21 protein-coding genes are annotated in these 22,016 nt (G+C 55.1%); 7 read left to right on the top strand and 14 right to left on the bottom strand.

All coding sequences use genetic code 11. The features are described 5' to 3' along the window. Nucleotides 1-46: 46 nt before the first annotated feature. From ABLV30_RS24465 to ABLV30_RS24455, 3 genes are all read left to right on the top strand, one after another. The gene (locus ABLV30_RS24465; protein ID WP_117240035.1) at nt 47-337 is read left to right on the top strand and encodes a hypothetical protein; all 291 of its coding nucleotides are present in this window, start codon (nt 47-49) and stop codon (nt 335-337) included. Between the two features lie 133 nt (nt 338-470). Further along, nucleotides 471-629 (top strand): hypothetical protein, encoded by a 159-nt coding sequence (locus ABLV30_RS24460; protein ID WP_165370637.1) that lies wholly within the window; start codon nt 471-473, stop codon nt 627-629. Between the two features lie 28 nt (nt 630-657). Beyond that, nucleotides 658-1,236 carry a GNAT family N-acetyltransferase gene (locus tag ABLV30_RS24455; protein ID WP_071557275.1) on the top strand — a complete coding sequence of 193 codons (579 nt, stop codon included), beginning with the start codon at nt 658-660 and terminating at the stop codon, nt 1,234-1,236. On the opposite strand, the gene ABLV30_RS24450 is transcribed toward ABLV30_RS24455, so the two are convergent. From ABLV30_RS24450 to ABLV30_RS24430, 5 genes are all read right to left on the bottom strand, one after another. Continuing rightward, complete coding sequence (locus ABLV30_RS24450; protein WP_071557277.1) at nt 1,217-2,461, bottom strand: site-specific integrase; 1,245 nt, start codon at nt 2,459-2,461, stop codon at nt 1,217-1,219. The two genes, ABLV30_RS24455 and ABLV30_RS24450, sit on opposite strands and share 20 nt — an antisense overlap. 209 nt (nt 2,462-2,670) lie before the next feature. Further along, nucleotides 2,671-3,414, bottom strand: coding sequence for a hypothetical protein (locus ABLV30_RS24445; protein ID WP_265802158.1), 744 nt, complete (start codon nt 3,412-3,414; stop codon nt 2,671-2,673). 165 nt (nt 3,415-3,579) lie between these two features. Next, complete coding sequence (locus ABLV30_RS24440; RefSeq protein WP_004117617.1) at nt 3,580-4,014, bottom strand: VOC family protein; 435 nt, start codon at nt 4,012-4,014, stop codon at nt 3,580-3,582. A 146-nt stretch (nt 4,015-4,160) separates the two neighbouring features. Beyond that, nucleotides 4,161-4,484 carry an endoribonuclease SymE gene (gene symE, locus ABLV30_RS24435; protein ID WP_014837285.1) on the bottom strand — a complete coding sequence of 108 codons (324 nt, stop codon included), beginning with the start codon at nt 4,482-4,484 and terminating at the stop codon, nt 4,161-4,163. A 289-nt stretch (nt 4,485-4,773) separates the two neighbouring features. Further along, the gene (locus ABLV30_RS24430; protein WP_057173403.1) at nt 4,774-5,568 is read right to left on the bottom strand and encodes a DNA/RNA non-specific endonuclease; all 795 of its coding nucleotides are present in this window, start codon (nt 5,566-5,568) and stop codon (nt 4,774-4,776) included. Nucleotides 5,569-5,950: 382 nt separating this feature from the next. On the opposite strand from ABLV30_RS24430, the gene ABLV30_RS24425 reads away from it, so the two are divergent. Then, a complete protein-coding gene (locus ABLV30_RS24425) occupies nt 5,951-6,982 on the top strand; it encodes a DUF1176 domain-containing protein (RefSeq protein WP_265802156.1) in 1,032 nt (343 codons plus the stop codon). 210 nt (nt 6,983-7,192) lie between these two features. Next, complete coding sequence (locus ABLV30_RS24420) at nt 7,193-8,206, top strand: LacI family DNA-binding transcriptional regulator (protein WP_004117622.1); 1,014 nt, start codon at nt 7,193-7,195, stop codon at nt 8,204-8,206. 136 nt (nt 8,207-8,342) lie between these two features. Here ABLV30_RS24420 and ABLV30_RS24415 read toward each other — a convergent pair whose 3' ends face one another. From ABLV30_RS24415 to ABLV30_RS24390, 6 genes are all read right to left on the bottom strand, one after another. Beyond that, entirely contained in the window at nt 8,343-8,774 is a 432-nt protein-coding gene (locus ABLV30_RS24415; protein WP_202019422.1) for a heme-binding protein, read from the bottom strand. Beyond that, nucleotides 8,761-9,672 (bottom strand): dihydrodipicolinate synthase family protein, encoded by a 912-nt coding sequence (locus ABLV30_RS24410; RefSeq protein WP_047724651.1) that lies wholly within the window; start codon nt 9,670-9,672, stop codon nt 8,761-8,763. The genes ABLV30_RS24415 and ABLV30_RS24410 overlap by 14 nt, the downstream gene beginning before the upstream one ends. Further along, a complete protein-coding gene (locus ABLV30_RS24405) occupies nt 9,666-10,493 on the bottom strand; it encodes an SDR family oxidoreductase (RefSeq protein WP_016809991.1) in 828 nt (275 codons plus the stop codon). Before ABLV30_RS24405 ends, ABLV30_RS24410 begins: the two co-directional genes overlap by 7 nt. A gap of 23 nt (nt 10,494-10,516) precedes the next feature. Further along, on the bottom strand, nt 10,517-11,620 hold the full coding sequence (locus ABLV30_RS24400; RefSeq protein WP_064375736.1) for a mandelate racemase/muconate lactonizing enzyme family protein: 1,104 nt from the start codon (nt 11,618-11,620) through the stop codon (nt 10,517-10,519). A 52-nt stretch (nt 11,621-11,672) separates the two neighbouring features. Further along, complete coding sequence (locus ABLV30_RS24395) at nt 11,673-13,124, bottom strand: MFS transporter (protein WP_265802155.1); 1,452 nt, start codon at nt 13,122-13,124, stop codon at nt 11,673-11,675. A gap of 144 nt (nt 13,125-13,268) precedes the next feature. Then, the gene (locus ABLV30_RS24390) at nt 13,269-14,918 is read right to left on the bottom strand and encodes a signal transduction protein (protein WP_102804023.1); all 1,650 of its coding nucleotides are present in this window, start codon (nt 14,916-14,918) and stop codon (nt 13,269-13,271) included. Nucleotides 14,919-15,483: 565 nt separating this feature from the next. Between ABLV30_RS24390 and ABLV30_RS24385 the strand changes: the two genes are divergently transcribed. Then, nucleotides 15,484-16,848 carry an MFS transporter gene (locus tag ABLV30_RS24385; protein ID WP_014227732.1) on the top strand — a complete coding sequence of 455 codons (1,365 nt, stop codon included), beginning with the start codon at nt 15,484-15,486 and terminating at the stop codon, nt 16,846-16,848. 41 nt (nt 16,849-16,889) lie between these two features. Here the strand turns inward: ABLV30_RS24385 and ABLV30_RS24380 are convergent, their stop codons facing one another. After that, nucleotides 16,890-18,233 (bottom strand): OprD family outer membrane porin, encoded by a 1,344-nt coding sequence (locus ABLV30_RS24380; RefSeq protein ID WP_046878216.1) that lies wholly within the window; start codon nt 18,231-18,233, stop codon nt 16,890-16,892. Nucleotides 18,234-18,317: 84 nt separating this feature from the next. Continuing rightward, a complete protein-coding gene (locus ABLV30_RS24375) occupies nt 18,318-19,097 on the bottom strand; it encodes a histidine phosphatase family protein (RefSeq protein ID WP_265802154.1) in 780 nt (259 codons plus the stop codon). A 495-nt stretch (nt 19,098-19,592) separates the two neighbouring features. Between ABLV30_RS24375 and surE the strand changes: the two genes are divergently transcribed. After that, complete coding sequence (gene surE / locus ABLV30_RS24370; RefSeq protein ID WP_014837294.1) at nt 19,593-20,468, top strand: 5'/3'-nucleotidase SurE; 876 nt, start codon at nt 19,593-19,595, stop codon at nt 20,466-20,468. Nucleotides 20,469-20,536: 68 nt separating this feature from the next. Here the strand turns inward: surE and ABLV30_RS24365 are convergent, their stop codons facing one another. After that, a complete protein-coding gene (locus tag ABLV30_RS24365; protein ID WP_064358187.1) occupies nt 20,537-21,661 on the bottom strand; it encodes a cupin domain-containing protein in 1,125 nt (374 codons plus the stop codon). Between the last annotated feature and the right edge of the window lie 355 nt (nt 21,662-22,016).

The raw sequence follows: 22,016 nt of genomic DNA, 5'->3' as shown, positions 1-22,016 counted from the left end.
GGTGGGCGGCAATTGTCGCCCTCTTTTCATTTGGAGAGGTAAATATATGCAATTGAAAATCCTTGGCGTGGGAAACTCGCCGCTACTGTCGGTCAAGGTTAAGACTCTGGACGATGCCGGGTTGCTAAACGTATCAGCACTCGCCAGGGCGTTGGCGGTAAAGCGCAGCACCTTCTTGTCGAAGATCGCCAGCGTGGGCCTGGAACAGGCCATCATTCATTACGCTGCCATCAAAAAGCAGAAGGACGTGCTCGCCACACTGTCAGAGAAAGACGCTGCTGCATTCCTCGCTTCCTGCAATGCTAATAGTGCAAGCGGCGAGGTATTTTCATTATAAATCAACATCTTATTTATTGGTTTCTGTAACTGTGGTTTAAAACAATTCTTGACGGATTGACGTAGATTGCGTAATCTGTGCTCATAAACAACTAAGTTGCAACTTACTCATATCCCAAAAGCAGGAGGTTAAAATGGCTATTACAAGTAGTATGTTCGGTCGCACCATCCTGACTGGTAAAGACGCTGAGCAAATGCTCAAACAAATGAGTCAATCTAAGCCAAACGAGAACGCTAAACGCTCGTTACAGGATGCTCGTGCGTTACGTCAGAAAATGTCTAAACGCGGCTAATCACAATTAGGGCAGGTTGTTGAGTAAAATGGATGAAGTGATACAACCTGACCTACAAATCCTACCTTTAAACCAATTCCATAATCCAAAACGATTTAGTAGCGGTGCCGAAGAGTTTCAGCCGCTTAAAACGTTCCTCCAACAAGATGCACTGTTGTTTCAGGATGGGTGCATAGCCCAGACTTATGTTGTTGTTGATGACAACACGAGAGTAGATAAAAGTATCCCTCAAGATAGTTTTTCATACAAAATTTTGGGATACATTACACTTACTTGTAGTCAGGTTAACTTAAAAGAGTACGATTTAGGTAACTGTGCCCGCGCAGAAAGGTACGAATTTCTACCCGCTGTAAAAATTGCACGTTTGGCTGTTGACTCAAAATTGAGAGCCAGTGGTATAGGTTCCATGCTATTTGGATATGCTCTTTTAATGGCATTGGACGATATCAGGCCGATGGTTGGGTGTAGGTTTTTAATAACTGATGCAAAACGGGGTGCAATGGATTTTTACCATAAACAAGGGATGGAATTGCTTGATACCGAAGAAAATCAAGTAGCAGACCATCCCATCATGTTCATTGATCTCTTCACGTTACTTGAAAATTAACAATCTCGACATATCTTGATAGCTCCACTGGTGACGCCGCATTTTTTGAGTACGTCTTGAAGGTCTCCGTTTTCCCGCGTTCATGGCCCATTAGAAGGGCTATCCTGTCCTCTGGAACCTGGTTCCGGTCTAACTGCTGGGCTACCTCGTGGCGCAGGCTGTGGAACACCTTTCGTTCTGTTCCAACTTCACCCAGCGCAAGCCGTTTAGCCCGTGTAAAACGCTGCGTATGCCACGTTGAGCGCTTGCCGTCTGCACGGTCAATGATTGACGCACGGTAGAAAAGGAAGCCGTTATGTGGCTTCTGGAGAAGGGACTCCACCAGATCAATAATACGGCTGTGAACCGGGATGATACGCGCTGCTGATTTGGTTTTTCCCTCCGTGACTTCGAAGCAAAGGACGCCCTCAATCTCGCGGATGTTTCCAACACACAAAGAGCAAATTTCATTCAGCCTCATGCCGCTGTACATGCCGATCAGCGTAACCGCTTGCATCTCTTCGTCACCCTCCAGGGCAGTGAAGACCTTCGCCAGTTCCACATGGGTGAAAACCTCATAGCTTACCTTGCTACTTTTCGCTTCCAGGCCATGACCACGCCAGGGGTTATCCTGTGGTGCGTCGTGATATCGGTTACGGGCTAAGTCCCAGATTTGAGCAAGGGCGCTGATGTAGTTTTGAATAGTCTGGGGCGCTCTCTCGCATTTCAGTTTATCCAGCCAGCCAGTAACTATGGTTCGGTTGATATCTTTCAATGGAATATCGCGCTTGCGAAGGTGGGACAATAAGACCTCGACGGCCTTGTTCGTCTTTGACAGGGTGGTCAGTTTACGTTTCTCACTGAATTGCAGAATGTACTGATCCCGCATCGCCAGAAGAGAAGGGCAAGCCTGCACTTGAGCGGGGAAGTTCAATTGTGTGGGCGGTGTGTCCTTTGCTTGTTTGCCAATACCTCGAAGTTCATCAAGGATCTGCTCAACCCGTGAACCTGAACGTACTGGTTTAAGCTGATCGCGCAGCTTGTACCATTCCAACGCTATGGCATCCCTGAATAGACGCGCCTGACGAATATCGCGAGTCGCAGTTGACCTCATGAAGTATGTTTTATTGCCAAAGTGTGCCGCCATGTATGCCGGGACAGCTATGCGTACCATGTACACACCGCACGGATCGAGAATCAGATAACGATCGCGTTTGTCCTTCGGCTTTGCCCTCTTGTGATCCATGTAAACCCCTGCTATTTTGCTGGGGCAATCTGTTGGCGAAATTGGCTGTACGAACCGTAGGTGCGTAACAAGTTAGTGATGATAATCAATGACTTGTTAGACGCAGTTGATTCAAAATCAACCGTAGAAATACGTGCCGGTTCGAGTCCGGCCTTCGCACCAAATCCCCCAATCAGTCTACTAAAATACTTTTTTGTATCTGCATTTCATCATTTGAAAACCTCCTGTTGAGGCCTCTGTTCTTCTGGCTCTGATGCGGCTAGCACAGCACCCTCCCCACTTTCCACCCGCGCTTCCTCCTCACACCATCTTTCAAACAGCCTGGCGAATCTGGCGCTTTGCCAGGTTTCTCCAACCTGGCTCAAGATAAAGCCAGTGACCACAATAGCGGAAATAAAGTAAAACAGTGAAAATGCGATAGCTGAATTTACGCCCCCGCTGGCCATTAACGATTGTATTGTTGTCCACCAGGCGCAGGCAAAAATGACGATTGAAATTAGCCAGAACCCCCCGCTAACGATGTGAAAATTTTTAATTTTTTTAGCATCTACAGAAAAATGATTTTCTTCACAACGATAAAAGGATGGGTTTTTAAGGAAACTCATTAATCGTACATCATATGAGCCGATATTTGTATCAGCGATAAACGCGATCAGCTGATGGGCGTGCCAGACAGGGAGGGTAATCCCGACCTGCTCATACAAAAATTTCATTTGTACCGTCTGATGCGTCCTCGAGAGTTTAGTGTCGGGTATTTCAGCGTTCGCTATCTCAGCGATTTTATTCAGCACCTCTATTTTCGTTTCAATAGGTACCTTTTCGAAGCGGATTTTTCGCTTTGCTGGCGGGCTGGACATCACTTTTCCCGCCCAGTCGATGATCTTTTTAGCCACATATAAAATCGCGGGTAGCAAAACCAGCTTTGCAATATCTATCTCGTTAATGGCTCCCATCGTTATTCCTTTATAAAATGAATACGCAATGAATTTACAACACTGAATTTATTTTATGTAGCCCTCATTATTATGAGGGCTTCGATATGGCTAATTCATGGGCTGGCTCCTGGTCTGACTTAATGCCAACCGCCCAATACGACCCCTGCCCGGAGGCCGTTATACTTAAAGACTGAAGCCAATCTCCACCGATGCCGCACTGCGTTCCCCCTCGCCATGGTAAACCGCTTCGATATTGTTACCATCGGGATCGCGTACAAAGGCCGCGTAGTACCCCGGGTGATAAGTTCGCTCACCGGGTGCGCCGTTATCACTGCCGCCGTGTGCCAGCGCCGCCTGGTAAAAAGCATCCACCGTCTCACGATCCCTGGCCTGGAAAGCCAGGTGATGCCGTCCTGTCGGCTTACCTGCGGAACCGGGGCTATTAATGGATGAAACAACAAGCTCATCAGCCCAAAAATAATCGTCGTAGGTATTCACGACAGGGATCTCAAGGACCGCCAGCACGGCTGTATAAAACGCTTTGCTGGCCTCGAAATCATTTACCACAAGCTGGATATGGTCGATAAGCCTGCCGCGATGTAATCGGTAAGTCTCCATGATGGTTTCCTCATTCAGTCGTATTAACAGGTATTTATCCGTTATCTAAAAGGAGCGTTGTACGGATTTGATGGATGAGTACAGGTCCGGAGTGGCGATATAGAGCATGGCATTAAAATCCTGTCTGTCACCGCAATCCTGACTCCTCAACCCCGTCCCCCAATCACCCCGATAAACTCTCTAACCTGCTTCTGCTTCCTGGCCGACAGCTTCTCCACCCTGCGCATCGCGGCTTCTAGCTCCGGTTCCGGCTCAACCGCCGTCAGCACAATACAGCCCTCCATCACCCGCACCTCCACCCGGGTGCCGGTCGAAAACCCTGCCGCCGCCAGCCACTGGCCCTTCATGATCATCGCCGGAACAAGACGACGATCTGGCAAACGTCTCACATAACTCACCGTCAACTGACGCTTATTTTTCGGCGACACTTCTGGATCAAACGAATCTACAATACAATCATCATTAGTCATGGTTGCTATTCTCGCGAAATAGTAATTGTGATCAGCGGTGCGGGTGTGCGCCAACACATTCGCACCGCGCTAAATAACACCTGTAAACCTAACCAGTAATAAAAATAAAGTCCAGACTTTAATCGGACATAATAAACGTCTTTAACCGCAAATTAAGAATTAACAGAATGCGTGACGCTATTAATTAGCGCCTGTGGAAAATGCCTTTCCTGATATTGCGGAAATAACCGCAAAGCAGATTCAAAAAACAAAAGCGAGATAATGCGCGCAACAGGATGCCCATGCCCAATTACGGGCACCCCATCTCTTTAGCCAGCGTACCCTTCCGGGACTTCAGGCGGCGGGCGATACCTGCCGGCAGGGCGGGCCAGAACGAGAGCGCCGGATGAGTCCGCCGCTCAATCTCCTCCACCGTCACTTGATAATCACAAAAACTGGCGCTTTTTGGCGTCGCCTGATCCAGCAAAAACGCCGCGTATTCGCCTTTATCCGGACTGGAGCCGATAAAAATAATCTTCCAGTAGCCGCTGGGAAGCTCCACCTCGGGCGCGGCGGGCAGGGTAGCGATATGCCGTTCGAACAGCGGCCCGGTAACGGACCACACCGCCGCCACGTCGCGGCGCTCGGCGAGGGCGCGCTCCTTATCCTCCAGCCGCGCCCACGCCCCCTGATTCAGGTCGGAGGCCTGCGGGGTGATATTGGAAAGATAGTTTAACGCCTGCCAGTCTGCGCTGGCGCCGAGCCCGGCGAGAGGCGCCTGATGCCCGCGATCGACCGCCAATGCTGCGCTGGCCCCTTTATATGCCGCGGGGGCAAGGGTATCCGTAGCGGGTAAATCCGGATCGCGCTTCCAGCTGCGCGAACGCCCGCTGGCCAGACTGGCTTTGGTGATTTTATACGCCACCCAATTGGCGAATTTGCGCTGGCTGTTGTTATTGAGCGTATAGGCTTCGCGAACCAGCGTCTGCCCGCTTCCGCCGGTCGGGCAGCCCACTTCACAATGATCCACGCCGGATGATGCGGCAGCGCACGCGACGGCAAAAAATAGCGACGGCAGTACGCTGAATATTCGGGATAGCTTCATATTATTGATGACGTCAAAGAAAAGATGAATCGATGCATAAAAGAACCCCCTGAATAGCCAGAGCGGAATTCAGCTATGAATCGCAAAGATGAAGTGAGAGCGTAAAAAGAGTTAGCCGGTCGCAGCCGCGCGGAATATCACAAGATGATTTAACATCACGGCGGATGTTATTTTGTGAACCCAGAAATGATGTTGAATGAGGTGACCAGACTCTCAAGCTCGCTATTTTCAGCCGGGCTGAACGGGGGGAATATGCCCGACGAAGCGTAAAGCGGTGCGGCATCCATGTCGTTGTCTGAAAAATGTCGCGGCAGGGGAAAACGCTTCTCTCTGAGCGGGGGATTATTCAGACTACGCGGATGACCGATTAAGGAGAGAAGGTATGAAAAAGGAACTCTGGAGAGGCGTGCTGGCACTGGCCGTACTTAGTCTCCCCGCGCTGGCGAAAACAGGCGTTTCATTCAGCCACAAAGACTGGGAAGTGGTGTGTGATAACACGCTGACCTGCCGGGCGGCGGGATACAGCGCTGAAGAAGGAAGCGGAGGTTCGGTGCTGCTGACCCGCCAGGCCGGAGCGGGCACCGCCGTCTCGGGAGAGCTGATGCTGGCGGAGGTGACCGACAGCGACGTTCTGCCGGGCAAACTGACGCTGTGGATCAATGGCCAGCCGGCAGGCGATGTGAAGCCAGCAAAAGAGAGCTGGCCGCTGTCGGAGAAACAGGCCCGGGCGATCATTAACGCCATCAAAGGCAGCGGGAAGGTCGAATTTACAGGCGGGGAGGCGCCATTTGTGCTTTCCGGCGAAGGCGCTTACGCGGTACTGCTGAAAATGGACGATGTTCAGGGGCGAATCGGCACGCCGGGCGCGTTGACCAAAAAAGGCGCCAGGCCGGAAAGCAGCGTCCGGGCAGCGATTCCTGCCCCGGTCATTCACCGGGTCATGCCTGAGAAGGCGCAGGAGAGAGCGTTAACCGCGCCTGAGCTGGCGGTGCTCAAGCCGAAGCTTCTGGCCACGCTAAATAACGATGATTGGTGCGATCGCCTCCAGCCTGAGGAGGGGGAGGAGGCTGAAACCATCAGCCTGACGCCGCTGGATAACGCGCATTCCCTGATTTCGGCCTTGTGCTGGCGGGCGGCCTATAACGAGGGATACGGCTATTGGGTTGTGGATAGTAAACTTGAGGGTAATCCAACGCTTATTACGGTTTTCGGTTCTGAGTATGGCGACGGCGAGATTTTTATGAGCCAGAAAGGGCGAGGGCTCGGCGATTGCTGGGGGACGGCGAGCTGGCTCTGGGATGGCACAACGTTCCGCAAAAGCCGTGAAGCGACCACCGGGATGTGCCGCTACCTTCGCCTCGGCGGAACATGGGATCTCCCCACCTGGGTGACCGAGGTTAAACCGGCAAAGTGAAATCCCGCGGCCAGAATCTCTCCCGGCACACACGCCGACAGAGAGGGCAGGGAAGGATCTTAACGATCGTCCGCGTCGCGGGCTCGCGATCGACAGCGCCAGTGGCGTCAGAAAACTGACGCCTTGTTCAAAATAACAGCGCGGCTAATGTATTGCTAACTCGAATTAGTTTATGATTAAGCCGTTCTGTTCGTTATGGAAAATGAGTTTATGGCCAAAACCGTTGAGCAAGTCGCCAGGGCGCTGGAAATCTCGATTACCACCGTGCGCCTGGTGCTGGGTGGCAAAGCTGAGCAGTATCGCATCAGCGCCAAAACGCAGCAGCGTATTAATGATTACATCGCCGAGAACGGGCTGGTCGTTAACCATATAGCCCGCAGCCTGAAGCTCAATAAAACCGAGACCTTAGGGCTGGTGATCCCGCGTTTATCCAACCTGTTTTTCTCCACCCTGGCGGAAAAGCTCGAAGCCTGCTGCCGTCAGGCGGGGTATCAGCTAATGATTGCCTGCACCTACAGCGACAGCGAGCATGAAAACAGTCTGGTTGAAGGGCTGCTGGCGCGCAACGTTGACGGGCTCTTCGTGGTACCCTCTACCCGGGAAACGCAGCTGCATCATCAGAAGGTGGCGCGCAAGCGGCCGCTGGTGCTGCTCGACCGCGATTTTGGCGAGAGCGACGTGTCGCTGGTGGTGAGCGATAACTACAACGGCAGCAAAAAGCTGGTGCAGGCGATGACCCAGGCGGTGGACGTCTCGCCGATTTTTTTTATCGCCGGGGATACCCAGCAGCCATCGATCCAGCGTCGTCTGCAGGGCTACCTGAGCGAGCTGCCCGCCGGCAAGGAGTGGATATTGTCCGCCAGCCATAACCGTCAGGAAGAGGGCAAACAGCTGATGCTCGATTTTCTCCGTCAGCACCGCGAGCCGCCGAAGGCGTTTATCGCCTCCTCTCTGCCCATTCTGGAAGGGACGCTGAGCGCGCTGCGGGAAACCTACGGCTTTATTCCGTCGGATATTCCCATCGGCACCTTCGATGAACATCAGATGCTGGGATTTCTGCCGAACGCGGTGTGGTCGATGCGCCAGGATGAGGACGCCTGGGCGCAGCACGCGTTTCATTTGATGCAGCAGAAGCTGCAGGGGGAAAATGCCGATGTGAAGATCACCGTGCCGATGACCCTGATTCACCGCCCGCTGTCGGTGGAGAAGCAGCGGAGCCAGTAAATGACACGGCTTGTGTGAACACGTCAATCCCCGGCTGCGCTATGCTGGCCGGGGCTACAGATACCGCATCCTGCGCGCGCTGGTAGCCTGGATAAGGCGCGGGCGCCGCAATCCGGGAACCCTTAACGATCCCTCATCAAGTCAATCGCTGAACAAACTGCGCCGCCAGCCCGGCGTCCAGCTCCGGCGGCAGGCCGCTGATCCCGACGCCGCCAATGGCCAGCCCGTCGACGATCACCGGCTCGCCGCCCGGCATCGCCAGCAGCTGCGGGTCGTTAAATACCGCCAGCTGCAGGGCGCCGGCGCTGACCTCTTGCGCCAGCGTTGCCGTCGGACGGCGAAAGCGCAGGGCGCTCCAGGCCTTGCGCTGTGCCAGCTGGCGCGGTAGCGGCGGGCAGCGAGCGTGCGCGCCAAAGGCGATGAGCTCGCCCTCCTGCCCGACAACCGCCACCGCCAGCCCCCGGGTTCGCGCATCGCTTTCCGTCTCCTGTAAAAACCGCGCGACCTGCTGGCACACGACGCTATCGTTCAGACGGATCTGGGGACAGAGCGCGTCATTGTCCGGCATCGGCGATATACCCCCTTAAGCGCAGATAGAGGTCATCCAGCTCGCCTTTCTGCGCCGCCGTCAGCGCCACAAACGGCTCGCGGGTGGGGCCGGTATCGACGGTCTCTTTCGCGGCAAGATACTTCGCCGACTGGAACACGCCGCGCGCGACCAGCTGCTCCACCACCTCGTTGATCTGCTGCTGCAGGCGCTGCGCCCGGGCGATGTCGCCCTGCTGAAAAGCGCTGCGCAGGGCGAGAAACAGCTCCGGCTGCAGGTTAACCGTGGTGCCAACCGTGGCCGTCGCGCCCGCCGCGAGGCTGGAAAGGAAGATCTCATCGAAACCGTTAAAAAAGACTTTCTCCGGGTAGCGGGCGATCATGCGTTCCAGCGAATAGAGGTTATGCGAAGTATGCTTCACCCCCAGAACCTGCTCATCGCCGAGCAGCGCGTCGGCGCTCTGGGCGTCCAGCTCGACGCCGGTAAACTGCGGAATGTTATACAAAATCACCGGAATCGAAATGGCGTCCAGCACTCGACGGTAGTAGGCGATAATCTCCTCGCGGCTATATTTGTAGTAGTAGGGCGGCACCAGCGACACCGCGCTGGCGCCGTCCTGCTCGGCGTGCTTCGCCAGCTCGACGGCATCCCGGGTGCGCGGCGTCCCCACGTGGGCGATCACCGGCACGCGACCGCCCGCCGACTGCACCAGCGTTGCCAGCACCTGCCGGCGCTCATCGAAACGCAGCAACGGCCCCTCCCCGGAGGAGCCGCAGCAGTAAAAGCCCTCAACCCCGCGCGCCAGCTGGGCGCGGGCGAGCGCGTCCAGCGCCGCGTAGTTCACCGACTCATCGGCGTGCATCGGCGTCACCACGGCGGAGATAATGCCACGAAAAACCTGCCATTTATCGCTTACCATGCGGTCCAGCCTCCATCCACCACCACGTTGGAACCGGTCATATAGACCGAGGCGTCGGAGAGCAAAAACACCACCGCGCCGTTGTACTCGTGGGCTTTCGCCATCCGCCCGATGGGGATACGGTTGGTGTAGTTTTTCTGGAAGCGCGGGTCCTGATCGCTGCGCTCGACGCCGGAGAGGGTCAGAGTATTGACGCGAATGCCGTCGCGCCCCCAGTAGGTGGCGCAGTAGCGGGTAAAGTTATACAGCCCGGACTTTGCCGCCGAATAGGCCACCGGTTTGACGAACGGAATGCCGGTGTCCTCTTTTTTGTAGCTATAGATATCCTGCACAGGGGAGACCACGCCGTAGATCGAACCGACGTTGATGATCGAGCCGCCTTTGCCGGCCTGTTTCATGCGCTTGCCGACCTGCTGGGTCATCAGGAAGGTGCCGACCAGGTTCACTTCCACCACCTCGCGGAACACCTCTTCCGGAAACTCTTCAAACGGGCCGGAGACTTCCGGCGGCGCGCTGGGCTGGGTGTCGACGCCCGCGTTGTTGACCAGGCCATCCGGGACGCCCCACTTCGCTTCAATGCTATCCAGCACCCGGTTAATGCTGGCTTTATCGGTAATATTCACTTCCGCGCACAGCAGGCGGTCGGAGTCCTTAATCGCCCCCAGCACGCGGTCGACGCGCGCGGCATCGACGCGGGTGGCCAGCGCCGCCACCTTCGCGCCGCGGTCGTGTAACGTCTTCACGTACTGCGCCCCCAGCTGTCCCAGGCCGCCGGTCACGATGATGACCTTGTCTTTAACCGAGAATAACGTGTCTTCCATTGTCCTTTCCCCTCACTGCGTGGTTAGATTTTGTGGGTTGCGAGGTAATCACGATCGAGAATAATGCCGTGGCCCGGCCTTTCGCTCGGCACGTAGTAGCCGTCCACCTCTTCGCCCGCTTCGGCGATGATGCGCAGATCTTTCCAGCGCCCGCCGTCGGTCATCTCGGCGTATGAGATATTCGGCACCGTTGCCAGCAGGCTGGCGCTGAGCTCCATGACAAAATGCGGCGTCATTGGCAGGTTGTGCGCGCGGGCGACGGCGGCGATATCCAGATAGCCGGTGATCCCGCCGACGCGGCCGAGATCCGCCTGGATGTAATCCGCGCTGCCGCTCTCGATGTACTGCGTAAACTGGTTTAAGTTATAGACGTTTTCTCCCAGCGCGATAGGCGTGGCGCTGCGTTCGCGCAGCCGCAGGTGGCCGGTGATATCGTCGGAGGGCAGCGGCTCCTCAATCCACAGCAGGTTGAGCGGTTCGAACAGCTTGAACGCGCGCAGCGCCTGCGGGAAGTTCCAGCCCTGGTTGGCGTCCACCGCCAGCGGGAAGCCTGGCACTGCTTCCTGAATCTTACGCAGCCGCTCCACGTCCTCCTCCAGCGTCGGTTTGCCCACTTTCACTTTCGCCGCCAGGTAGCCGGTGCTTTTCCAGCGTTTGACCTGGTCAATCACTTCCTCAATGGACAGATGCAGGTTGATGCCGCTGCCGTACAGCGGAACGCGATCGCGTACGCGGCCAAGAATGTCGATAATCGGCGCATTGAGGGTTTTACCTAACAGATCCCAGTAGGCAATATCCAGCGCCGCCAGGGCATGGGTGGTGACGCCCGCGCCGCCGACGTCGTGTACGTGTTTATACGAGCGATGCCACAGGCCGCGCGGGGAGAGCGGCTGGCCAATAACGTCCGGGATAATCTCGGCAATCAGCGCGGAGATGGTTTTCCCGCACCAGCCGGAAGTGTGGCTAAAGCCGGTCCCGACGTGGCCGTTAGAACCGTAGACGTCAACAATCGCCACTTCGATATCGGTGACGTGGTGAATTTGATCTCCCCACGGGCCTTCCGGCAGCGGAACGCGGGCGGTCATCAGTTCGATATTTTCAATCACGGGCATTTTTGTGCTGTTCATCTGATTCCTTCCTTTATGGGTTCAGCGGGGGCCGCCTCTGCGGCCCGGGCGGTTAATGTTTGGAGGCCGGGGATTCATGACCCTCCAGGGCGATTGCCGGGCTGGCGTCATGCTCTCGATCGTTTTCGTCGCCCACCGCATGGCCGAAGACTTCCGGCAGCAGGAAGATGGAGGCGAGGAAGGCGCAGAACGGCGCGATAGCGATAATCATCGAGGCGACCGGTACGCCGACCGCTTCAAACAGGGCCGGGAAGACCAGGGTGGTAACGAAGGCGGTGACCTTGACGATGGTGTAGCCGATGCCGGAGGCCACCCCGCGATAGCGCGGTTTTGCCACCAGCGAGATCACCGTCATGCCGCTTTCGGAATCCCAGTAGTGGCCCCACAGCATTAGCGCCGCGCCGAAGATGATAAATGCGAAGCTGCTGCTGTAGACGCCCCACGCCGATATCGAAATACCGATGGTGACCAGCAGGAAGCCGTATTTGCTCAGTCCCTTATGCCCAAGCTTCGGCAACAGCAGCGGGCCGACAAATGCCGAGAGCGCGGCGATACAGTTCACCGCCAGCAGGGCGAGGTTATTCTGGATCTGCCCGGAAATCCCGATGGTCACGAGGATCAGCGGCAGGAAGAAGGAGAAGGCGTAGTTTTCAAACGACTGCACGGCGCAGGAGAACCAGCCGAACAGGGTGGTGCGGCGGGTAAACGGACGGCGGAACAGATCGTGCAGCGTCTCTTTGAGCGTCGGGTCGGCGATAGTGACGTTTTCATTGGGCAGAATGTCGTCCAGCAGACGGCCATCCTGTTCGCCGTAATATTCACGGGAGGCTTTTTTCGCTTCGATAAAGCGGCCGCGTTCGACGAACCACGCTGGCGTCTCCGGCAGCTCCCGACGCATAAACAGCAGCAGGCAGGCCGGGATCGCCGGGACCGCCAGCACGATGCGCCAGATCATATCCGGGTGAACATCAAGCGCCACCAGCGTGGTGACCAGCAGAATGGCGGCGATAATCCCCAGCGCGAACATAAACTGCCAGCGGTTAGCCATCACTTCGCGCTTGCCCTTCGGCATCACCTCCATGATGTAGGTAAAGCCGTTAGCCACGTCCGCGCCCACCGGGATCCCGGCGAGGCAGCGAATTATCGCCAGCCAGTACATATTGGGCGCCATGCCCTGAAGAACGGCGAAGATCGCGAACAGGATCATCGACCAGAGGAAAATTTTACGCCGTCCGAGCTTATCGGTCAGCCAGCCGCCGAGCAGCGCGCCGACCACCGCGCCGAGCTGGGTGCCGGCGGCGGTAAAACCAAGCAGCCAGCTGCTGGGCTCATAAATATCTTTCAGGGCGAATAAAATAAACGCCATGGAATAAATATCCCATGACTCAATTAATAATGCGGTGATCATTAGCCATCCCGCTTTGGTGCAGCCAGGGGCCTCCTGCAGATCGAGCCGTTTCTTTGCCTTCTGGATAATAAATTCAATATGTTGCTGCTGATACATATAATCCTCTCTTATCCGGGCAGGCGGAGAGCCCGCCCGGACAGATGCGCGTTGATCCGCTCTTTATGGGCGATAAAGAGACGAATGAAGCGGATGTTTGCCAGGATCGCTAACAACGTAAAAATTACATAAGCGAATCAGTTGTTATTTCATTAATAAATGCGCATCGCCTGCGATAAAGACTTTCATATTTTGCGTCAGCGCCTGGGCAATAAAGGCGTTCAGCACTTCGGATAATACCTCCTCCTCTACATAAGCCAGACTGAGATGGTTGCTCTGGTGGCCCGCCATTAAATCGTCGCGCGAAACCCCGTCGAGAACGGCGTTGAGTAACGGCCACTCGTAGTTGGTCGCCCGGCGGCGGCGTTCGAATTCGTCATGCGGCAGTTCGACGGCGGTGCCGGTGCCGATATGCAGGATCACCTGGGTGCCTTCGTAGTGCGCTCGCGCCCAGATAAAGCGTCCGGCTTTGCCCTGACCGGCAATGGTCGAGCCGCCATAGGGGAAGAACATCGCCGGCTGGCGATAGCCGGTTGCCCCGGCGATCCCGCCTTTCAGATGGGCGAACGGCACCGCGCCGGAGATCTCCAGATCCCAGTAGAACGTGCCGTTGTACTCGCTACCCCAGCGGATATCGTGAAGGGTGGTTTCGCTCGCCATGCCCAGCGCGCCGAGCAGCTTCGCCAGCATCACCTGCGGGATGGCGCTGCCCATATCCACCTCGTTGATGCAGGGGATCGGCGCGTCCGGACAGACGATCTCGCCATTCTCATCCGGGATCGGGAAACGTTCCGCGTTACCGATGGCGCCTTCGGCAAAATCCGAAGCGGCGCAGCTGTCTTTGAGCCCCTGCTGATACTGCACGCCCACTGCCGTCAGCCCGAAGCGCTTCACGAAGCGCGCCATGGCGATCATCATCGCGCACTGTTCCAGCACCTGCTCCCGGGTCAGATCCTTCGCCCCGTCGGCGCCGAACCGGAAGCGCATGCCGCGGGTCTCATACCAGTCGAGACAGGCTTCGCGCAGGGCGATCGGCACCTTGTTCATTTCAACCAGTAGCGCCGATTGCGACAGCGACTCCACCGGCATCCCTACGTCGATCATCGCTTTTTGCGGGAACACGCCGTTGATCATCCCCATACAGAAGGTATCGAACAGCCCGACAATGGCCTTGTGTTTGAGGATCGACTGCCCAACCTTCACGCCAATCTGCCCGGCTTCGCTGGCCAGCAGCGGCGCGCTGGGTGCAACCGGATGCAGATAGCCGAGCTTATGGCTGAGATGGCCGTCGCGCAGCCAGGTGTCTAAGCCACGAATAAACGCCTCGTCGGCGAAGGTTTCCGACCAAAGCCGCGAGTAGCTGCGCTCCAGGCTGGTGAGGCAGCCTGCCATACAGAGCATGCCGACGAGGCCCGGCCAGGTACCGTCAAAATTGGCGAGCAGCAAAATAGGGCCGCGATGATGTACCAGCGAAGGAGCAAGGTGATGGGAGTATTGCCAGGCGGTCAGCAGGACAATAACCGGCGCATCCGGATCGATCCCGGCGAACAGCTCGCTACCCTCTTTCTGGCTGCTGATAAACCCGTGACCGCGCTGCTCGTTGACCGGATGGGCGCGGCGCAGGCGATAGCCTAATGTTTCCAGCGCCGTTTCCAGACGCTGTTCAAACAGCTTCTGCGTGGGCCAGCAGGTGACGTTAGCCGGTTCGCGGAGATCCGCATTGGTCACCATCAACACTTCGCCTGGCTGCGGGGTAATAAGCCCGGCTTCCGCGGGTAACGTTAAATTCAGCATGTGAATTTCTCCTGTAGGGGATAGGTCGCTTGGTTATCGTTGAGCGTGCTGCGCCGGGGTAAGCGCGGCATCAATCGTTCTGTTGCTGGCTAATTTCTTTGGCTAACTCGAATTAGCAAATTAGGATAAAAAAAAGACAGGAACAAACTCTTTACCGGGGATTTGTGATGGCTATCAATGTGCAATTATTAACTTATTAATATTTAACTCTTTATTTTAAACGGTGGGTCGAGGTGACAGGGAACGCTTGCTGAGGCGGCATAAAGGCGGGCAGAAAAGCGGACGGGAAGCGCAGCGGGGACGGTAAATCAGCGTTAAATATATAATTAATTGAATTTAATAAATTATTTACGTTATTCCGTAAGCGATTTGTCTCGCGGCGCTGGCGAGGGTGTTAAAATTTAACCGATCCTGGTCACACTCTTTTAGCATTTACGTTGTGAATCTCCGTATCTTGTTATAATTAGCTAATTCGAGTTAGCTTGCGGGCGATTTTCCCTCGCGACCGCGGTTAGCCAGGCGCTGCCCGACTTAACAATAATGATTCAGGACAGAGGATTTAATGATGACTATGCTTACCTCGCCCGCCATGACCCCTGCAAAAAATGAACAAACATCGCAACAAACGCATGAAAGAAGAAAGCTGCTCACCGTGCTGGGCTCCGGTCTTTCCGGCACAACGATTGAGTTCTATGACTTTTTTATCTACGGCACCGCCGCCGCGCTGGTGTTTCCGTCGCTGTTTTTTCCTAACCTCTCGCCGCTGATGGCGCTGCTGGTGTCCTTCCTGACGCTGTCGATTACCTTCGTCAGCCGGCCCATCGGGGCCATCGTATTTGGCCACTATGGCGATAAGATCGGCCGCAAAAAATCGCTGGTTCTGTCGCTGATGATTATGGGTATTTCGACTTTTTTCATAGGCTTAATCCCCAGCTACGACACCATAGGCAACGCCGCGCCGCTGATACTTATCTTTTTGCGCCTCTGCCAGGGCTTTGCCATCGGCGGCGAATGGGGTGGGGCGACGACGCTGATCACCGAGTATGCGCCGCGCCATCGCCGGGGCTTTTTCGGCACTTTTGTTCAGTTGGGCAACGTGCTTGGCCTGTTTATCGCCACCGGCGTTTTTGCGCTGGTGGTGATGCTGCCGGAGGATGACCTGATGTCCTGGGGCTGGCGCGTGCCTTTCCTGTTAAGCATCGCGCTGTTGTTTGTCGGGATGTTTATCCGCTCAAGGATCGAAGAGACGCCGGTGTTCCAGGAGAATCAGAAACAGCAGCAGAACGCGCCGAAAGCGGCGGAGCAGAAGTTTCCCATTCTCACCGTACTCAAGCATCACCGTAAAGCGGTGTTCCTGGCGATGGGCATGCGCATGGGGGAGATTGTTCTGGGCTGGCTGACGGTGGCGTTCTTTATGTCCTATGTGACAAGGGAACTCAACTTCACTCGCGAAACGGCGCTGAACGGGCTGCTGCTGGCCAGCTTTGTCGGCATTTTTACCTTTCCGTTCTTCGGCTGGCTTTCCGATAAAATTGGCCGCCGACCGGTCTATCTGGCCGGCGCCGCCATCACGCTGATCTTTGCCTTTCCGCTGTTCTGGATGATCGACTCCGGCTCGGTGAAGATGTTTATGTTCGCCACCACCTTCTGCTATTCCGTGGGGCTGGGGATGATGTTCAGCGTTCAGCCAGCCTTCTTTTCGGAGCTTTTTGACACCAGCGTGCGCTACACCGGCGTGTCGCTCGGCTTCCAGCTGGCGAACATCGTCGGCGGCTTAACGCCGATGATTGGTACCTTGCTGCTGGTGTGGTCCGGCGGCGCATCGTGGCCCATCTCGCTGTTTCTCGCCTGCATGGCGCTGATTACCATCCTGTGCGTCTGCGTGACGCGGGAAAGCTATAACGATGAGCTTAATGAGGTGAAGAAGTAGCCGGGGAGGGTTGCCCCGCCATGACCGGCGGGGCGGGCGTATCAGAACAGATTAAATTTATATTCGATAATCACTTCCGAAGAGAGCGAGTTGGCCCGGCTGTAATGGCCGTCGGTAAGCACCGGCGTTTTGCCATTCATCTTATAGGACCAGCCCGGCCCGAACATCGCCCAGACGGTGAGATTTTTCAGTCTTGGGTGCGTTGGCACCCAGCGGCTGAAGGCGTTAATTTCCCCGGTACGGACGTGGTTGCCGCGGTAGTTAAACTGGGCGATGTTGCCGGCGAGACCGATCGCCAGCTCCGGCGTCAGGTTATAGTCCGACATATTAGAGAGAACCAGCTCACCGTCGCGCATATAGTCGTTGCCGGCATAGGCCATTGAGATAAAGGTCCCGCGCGAGTTTTTACTCATATGGCGCGGGTAGAAGCCCACTTCATTGGCCTTGTTCGCATCGGTATAGCCCAGACCCCACTTGGTGCTCCAGTTGTCCGCCTGCCACTTCACATCCATGGCGATGTGCCAGGCGTCGTCGTCAAAGTCACGCTTATTCGCTGGCATCGCTTTATACTCGTCCAGCGCGTGAGTGGCGTAGACCTGAGTACCGATGTTCAGCGCTTTTATCGGCTTAATATTGGTAAACAGAATATGGCGGCGCAGATAGTTATCGCTTTCACCATAGCCGTACTGCATGTTCAGGTGCTCGCTTTGCCACAGAATATCGCCGCTGGCGATATGGTTAATGTACTGTCCGCTGTTGGTCTGGAAGCGTTTCTTATCCGGCGAGTTACGATCCATCGCGCTTTCGATGTACGCGCCGCGCAGCGTGAAGGGGCCGTAGTTCACCGCGCCGGTCCAGCCCAAATAGGTGGTCGGGGAGAGGCGGGTGGAGTTGGAGATGACGCCAAAGTTTTTCATCGTCTGCCAGCCCCAGCGGGCGTTCAGATGAGTGTCCGCCAGGCGATACTGTAGCTTGATGTTGCGTTGACCAAATTTGGAAAAGCCTTCAGCGTTGCTCTTTTTATTCCCGCTGCCGTTGTTATACAGCACGCCGCGGGAGTTAAAGTAATCGCTGGCGCCGAGCTTTACCGCTCCGTAGTAAGTGGCATCAAAGCCAATAATATCGGCAAAATAGCCGGACTGATAATCGACGGCGACGCCCTGACCCCAGGCATTATGGACTTTCTTTGGCTCGGTCTCTTCTTCCTTAAGATATTTCCAGTAGTTTTTAAACGATAAATTCATATGGGACTGGCTGAATAACGGATCGTCGAGCACGGTATCGATATAATCGTGCTCCTTCAGGCTGTTAGTGGTCGAAGCTGACCAGGCGCTGGCGGGAATAGCCAGCAGCATAATGGCGACTGTTGTAGTATTGATTTTCATAATAAACCCCAGAGTAGGGACGCAGCGATCCAGGCGAGGTGTTTTCGCCTGAAGTCTGCCTTAATAAATAATTAAGCGTGGGTATTATTTTTTATCGAGAGCCTGTTTTCCGGCTTCAACATATTTCATGGTGCCAATTTCTGGAACGGTATATTTGCCGTCTTTATAAACAATTTTAACCACCGCGGCATTGGCAAGCGGCTTGTTTTTCGCGTTATCGTTGGTTAAATCGGAAATCATAATCTGCATTGCGGTACCGGATGAAATTGCCAGCACGTTTTTATCGCCCCGGGCCTGCGCGTTTTCAACGATAGTGTGCAGCGCTGCCTGGGTACGGGTTTTTACCTGCTGATAGTTTTCCGCCATACCCTTTGGGTCGGCCGCTGCCAGCGCGTTCTGGTTGGTATCGACGGCCAGGGTGCCCGCTTTCATTTGGCTGAACAGCGCAGCGCCGTCTTTAAGCCCCAGCTGTCTGGCGCCGGCGTCGGCCATATCTTTGTTATAGCCGCCTTCGAAACCGCCGAAGAAGGCTTCTCGCAGGCCGCTGAGTTCAGTAAGTTTGTAATCACTTACTCCGGCTTGCTTAAGGATCACCTGCATGGTTTCACGCTGACGTCCGGCATCGCTGGAATAGAAGCTATCAAACGGAATACCTTTAAGCCCCTCGCCGAGATAACGAGCGACGCGAATGCCGTCTTCGGTAAGCGGTGAGTCCGCCCAACCCTGCACGCGGTCAAACGTATTCAGCAGCGTTTTGCCATGGCGGGCGAAATAGATATTCACGCCGTCATCGTTTTTAACTTCCGCCGCAGAGCAGGTTGCCGCACCTGCCGTCATCATTAATGCTATTAGCCACTTCTTCATATAACGCTCCACCTGAATGGTCTTTTTATAAGCAAAAAAAAACCTACGTCAGATATTCGACGCGAAGCATAAATAAGATTATGTTCGCTCGAACGTCTATAACGTAGGTTTCGCCTGTTCTAAACAGTAACAATCCAACAAGGGCGACGTTAGCACTAATTATGAGAAAAGACATCCTCTATTTATTATGAATGTCAATAAATGTGATCGTCTTCATGGAGGTAATTTTGTCGATTGAGTTGTATCTTAAGTTTAATTTTCAGATTAATTGGCAGTTTTCGGCTTAAATAATTTTAGAGGATTGATCTCCGTCACGGAATAACGATGTCCGGGCTGGACTCTTTTACGCTCTGGCGTTATTTTCGCAGCACTCTGGGATTGTTACTGACCACAGGCAAAACCTAAGACCCCTGTCCGCCAATTTGGCGTGCGGCAGGAGTCTTAGGTTTTTTTTTGCGCCTAAGAAATACCTCTGCTACCCAACAAGGAGTGATGATGAGAACGAAAATCCTGACTGCCGCCATTCTGGCGTTATCTGCCGCTGGCGTACAGGCTGCTGAAAAACCGCTGAAAATACTGCTGGTTAACGATGATGGCTGCCAGTCTGTGGGGACCACTTCGCTGCAGGAAAAACTGGCGGCCAAAGGGTATGACGTCTGGATGGTGGCGCCGGCAACGAATCAGAGCGGTATCGGGTCGGCAATTACCTTTAAAACGGGTAAAGTTTTTGATGTCAAAAAAGCCGCTGACAAACGCTACTGCTTCCCTGGAACTCCTGCCGATGCGCTGGATTTTGGCCTGTGGGGCGTACTGAAAGACGCGCCGCCGGATCTGGTGATTTCGGGCGTCAACGATGGTCCCAATACCGGTATGGCGCAGGTTAACTCCGGCACCGTGAGCGCCGCGGCCCGCGCCGTACGCTACGGTTTCCCGGCGATTGCCGCCAGCATTGGCTACCGCTTCACGGAAGAAGAGATGAAGAACAAATGGCCGAGCACGCATAAGTACTGGCCTGATTCGGTGGATTATGTCGTCTCGTTGGTGGATAAACTTAACGCCGCGCATAAACCGGGAAGCCCGATTATGCCGCAGGGGGCCGGGTTAAGCATTAACTATCCGCCGCTGCCGTCGGCTGAAATTAAGGGCGTTCATTATATTGAGAATGAACAATTCCCTGTGCCGCAGATTGGTTATGAACTTCTGGCGGACGGTACCGCCAAACAGACGATGAATCCGGAGGCGATGAAACCGGCGGAAGGGGATAATGACTCGGGCTGGCTCAACAAAGGATATATTACTTACACCCTGTTTGATGGTTCATGGAACGCGCCGCACTACCAGGCGCAGTTTGAGGCGCTGCTCGGTAAATGATGCTGTAGCGATAGTAAAGAAGAAGGCGCGGGCTCCGCGCCTTCTTTATATGAACCGATGATGAAGCGCTATTCGTCGAAGAACCAGTAGCCCTGGTTAATCAGGCGGGTCAGATCGGCGATAAAAGCCGGATTGCGCAGCGCGGCCTCGCCTAGCTCCTCTTTACCCAGCAGGGTATAGCGGCACAGTGCGTCCAGAGCCGCGGGATCGGTTGGCTCCAGCTGTTCGCTATTCACAAAGAAGCTGTCGCTGATGTGCAGTACACGCAGGCCGCTCAGGCGAGTCAGCATCTCACCGCCCGCCAGCGCGTCGACAATCTCCTCTTCTTCAAAAGGCGGTTCAGCGGGCGCAATATCCAGCTCGTGGCGCGGCGTGGTAGCAAAACGCCCAAACCAGCGGCGGAAATCTTCCGGCTGTCTAATCATCTCGATCATCATGCCGCGCAGGCGTTCCAGTTCATACTCTTCTACCCGTCCCGGATGTTCGCGGCAGGTCAAATCCGGATCGCTGTAGTGCTCGCCGCCGAGATCGTTTTCCAGCGCGTAATCGGCAAAGCTGCTGATCAAATCGCGGCCGTTTGGCCCACGGAAGCCGACGGAGTAGTTCAGCGCCGTTTCGTGAGTGATTCCGTCGTGCGGGAATCCGGGCGGAATGTACAGAATATCGCCAGGTTCCAGATCTTCATCAATGATCGGCGGGAACGGGTCGACGTGCAGCAGCGCCGGATGCGGGCAGAACTGACGCATCGGTAGCTTATCGCCCACGCGCCAGCGGCGGCTGCCCATGCCCTGAATAATAAAGACGTCGTACTGGTCGATATGCGGGCCTACGCCGCCGCCCGGTACGGAAAAGGAGATCATCAGATCGTCTAAACGCCAGTCCGGCAGCACGCGGAAGGGGCGCACCAGTTCAGCGGCGGGCATATGCCAGTGGTTTACCGCCTGAGCCAGTAGCGACCAGCCGGTTTCGCCCAGGCCATCAAAATGTTCAAACGGCCCGTTGCTGGCCTGCCATTGACCGTTCTTGAGGCTCACCAGTCGACTATCGACTTCCGGTTCCATGGCCAGCCCGGCCAGCTCATCCGGCGTAATCGGATCGACGAAATTCGCGAAAGCCTTCTTTAATACGACCGGCTGCTTTTGCCAGTACTTTTCTAAAAACTCGGGCCAGTTAATGTTGAGTTGATAAGCCATAGGTTCATACCAATAAGAAGAAACGGGCCTGATTATAGAAATATGCACCCTCAAGCCGCTTTGTCATGGGTCAAGGCTGGTGCTTAATTCATCATCTGAAGTCACGACGCGGTAAGAGAGGGGGAAACGTAAAGCGGATAACGTTGATTTTCGCAAAATGTCGCTTTTGCCTGAATTCGCTGCAGCCCGCGTGGCATCTGGCTTTCCCCCATTTTTTCCGGCGTGGAGGGAGCGTGAGAAGTTTAAATTATGAGCGTTTGATAAGTTTTTTGTATTTTAAGGGTTGCTATATCCCGGCAGCTCCCTATAATGCGCTCCCACTGACACGGCAGATGTGAATCACTTCACAAACAAC

The sequence above is a fragment of the Klebsiella sp. CN_Kp113 genome, from assembly GCF_040064585.1.
Lineage (GTDB): Bacteria > Pseudomonadota > Gammaproteobacteria > Enterobacterales > Enterobacteriaceae > Klebsiella > Klebsiella michiganensis.
The sequence above is the reverse complement of the archived record's forward strand: the minus strand, read 5'-3'. Positions and strand labels throughout refer to the sequence as shown.

Excerpts from the sequence above, each read along its gene's own strand:
- ABLV30_RS24465 (WP_117240035.1), top strand. The coding sequence starts at position 47 with ATGCAATTGAAAATCCTTGGCGTGGGAAACTCGCCGCTACTGTCGGTC.
- ABLV30_RS24460 (WP_165370637.1), top strand. The coding sequence starts at position 471 with ATGGCTATTACAAGTAGTATGTTCGGTCGCACCATCCTGACTGGTAAA.
- ABLV30_RS24455 (WP_071557275.1), top strand. The coding sequence starts at position 658 with ATGGATGAAGTGATACAACCTGACCTACAAATCCTACCTTTAAACCAA.
- ABLV30_RS24450 (WP_071557277.1), bottom strand. The coding sequence starts at position 2,461 with ATGGATCACAAGAGGGCAAAGCCGAAGGACAAACGCGATCGTTATCTG.
- ABLV30_RS24445 (WP_265802158.1), bottom strand. The coding sequence starts at position 3,414 with ATGGGAGCCATTAACGAGATAGATATTGCAAAGCTGGTTTTGCTACCC.
- ABLV30_RS24440 (WP_004117617.1), bottom strand. The coding sequence starts at position 4,014 with ATGGAGACTTACCGATTACATCGCGGCAGGCTTATCGACCATATCCAG.
- symE (WP_014837285.1), bottom strand. The coding sequence starts at position 4,484 with ATGACTAATGATGATTGTATTGTAGATTCGTTTGATCCAGAAGTGTCG.
- ABLV30_RS24430 (WP_057173403.1), bottom strand. The coding sequence starts at position 5,568 with ATGAAGCTATCCCGAATATTCAGCGTACTGCCGTCGCTATTTTTTGCC.
- ABLV30_RS24425 (WP_265802156.1), top strand. The coding sequence starts at position 5,951 with ATGAAAAAGGAACTCTGGAGAGGCGTGCTGGCACTGGCCGTACTTAGT.
- ABLV30_RS24420 (WP_004117622.1), top strand. The coding sequence starts at position 7,193 with ATGGCCAAAACCGTTGAGCAAGTCGCCAGGGCGCTGGAAATCTCGATT.
- ABLV30_RS24415 (WP_202019422.1), bottom strand. The coding sequence starts at position 8,774 with ATGCCGGACAATGACGCGCTCTGTCCCCAGATCCGTCTGAACGATAGC.
- ABLV30_RS24410 (WP_047724651.1), bottom strand. The coding sequence starts at position 9,672 with ATGGTAAGCGATAAATGGCAGGTTTTTCGTGGCATTATCTCCGCCGTG.
- ABLV30_RS24405 (WP_016809991.1), bottom strand. The coding sequence starts at position 10,493 with ATGGAAGACACGTTATTCTCGGTTAAAGACAAGGTCATCATCGTGACC.
- ABLV30_RS24400 (WP_064375736.1), bottom strand. The coding sequence starts at position 11,620 with ATGAACAGCACAAAAATGCCCGTGATTGAAAATATCGAACTGATGACC.
- ABLV30_RS24395 (WP_265802155.1), bottom strand. The coding sequence starts at position 13,124 with ATGTATCAGCAGCAACATATTGAATTTATTATCCAGAAGGCAAAGAAA.
- ABLV30_RS24390 (WP_102804023.1), bottom strand. The coding sequence starts at position 14,918 with ATGCTGAATTTAACGTTACCCGCGGAAGCCGGGCTTATTACCCCGCAG.
- ABLV30_RS24385 (WP_014227732.1), top strand. The coding sequence starts at position 15,484 with ATGACTATGCTTACCTCGCCCGCCATGACCCCTGCAAAAAATGAACAA.
- ABLV30_RS24380 (WP_046878216.1), bottom strand. The coding sequence starts at position 18,233 with ATGAAAATCAATACTACAACAGTCGCCATTATGCTGCTGGCTATTCCC.
- ABLV30_RS24375 (WP_265802154.1), bottom strand. The coding sequence starts at position 19,097 with ATGAAGAAGTGGCTAATAGCATTAATGATGACGGCAGGTGCGGCAACC.
- surE (WP_014837294.1), top strand. The coding sequence starts at position 19,593 with ATGAGAACGAAAATCCTGACTGCCGCCATTCTGGCGTTATCTGCCGCT.
- ABLV30_RS24365 (WP_064358187.1), bottom strand. The coding sequence starts at position 21,661 with ATGGCTTATCAACTCAACATTAACTGGCCCGAGTTTTTAGAAAAGTAC.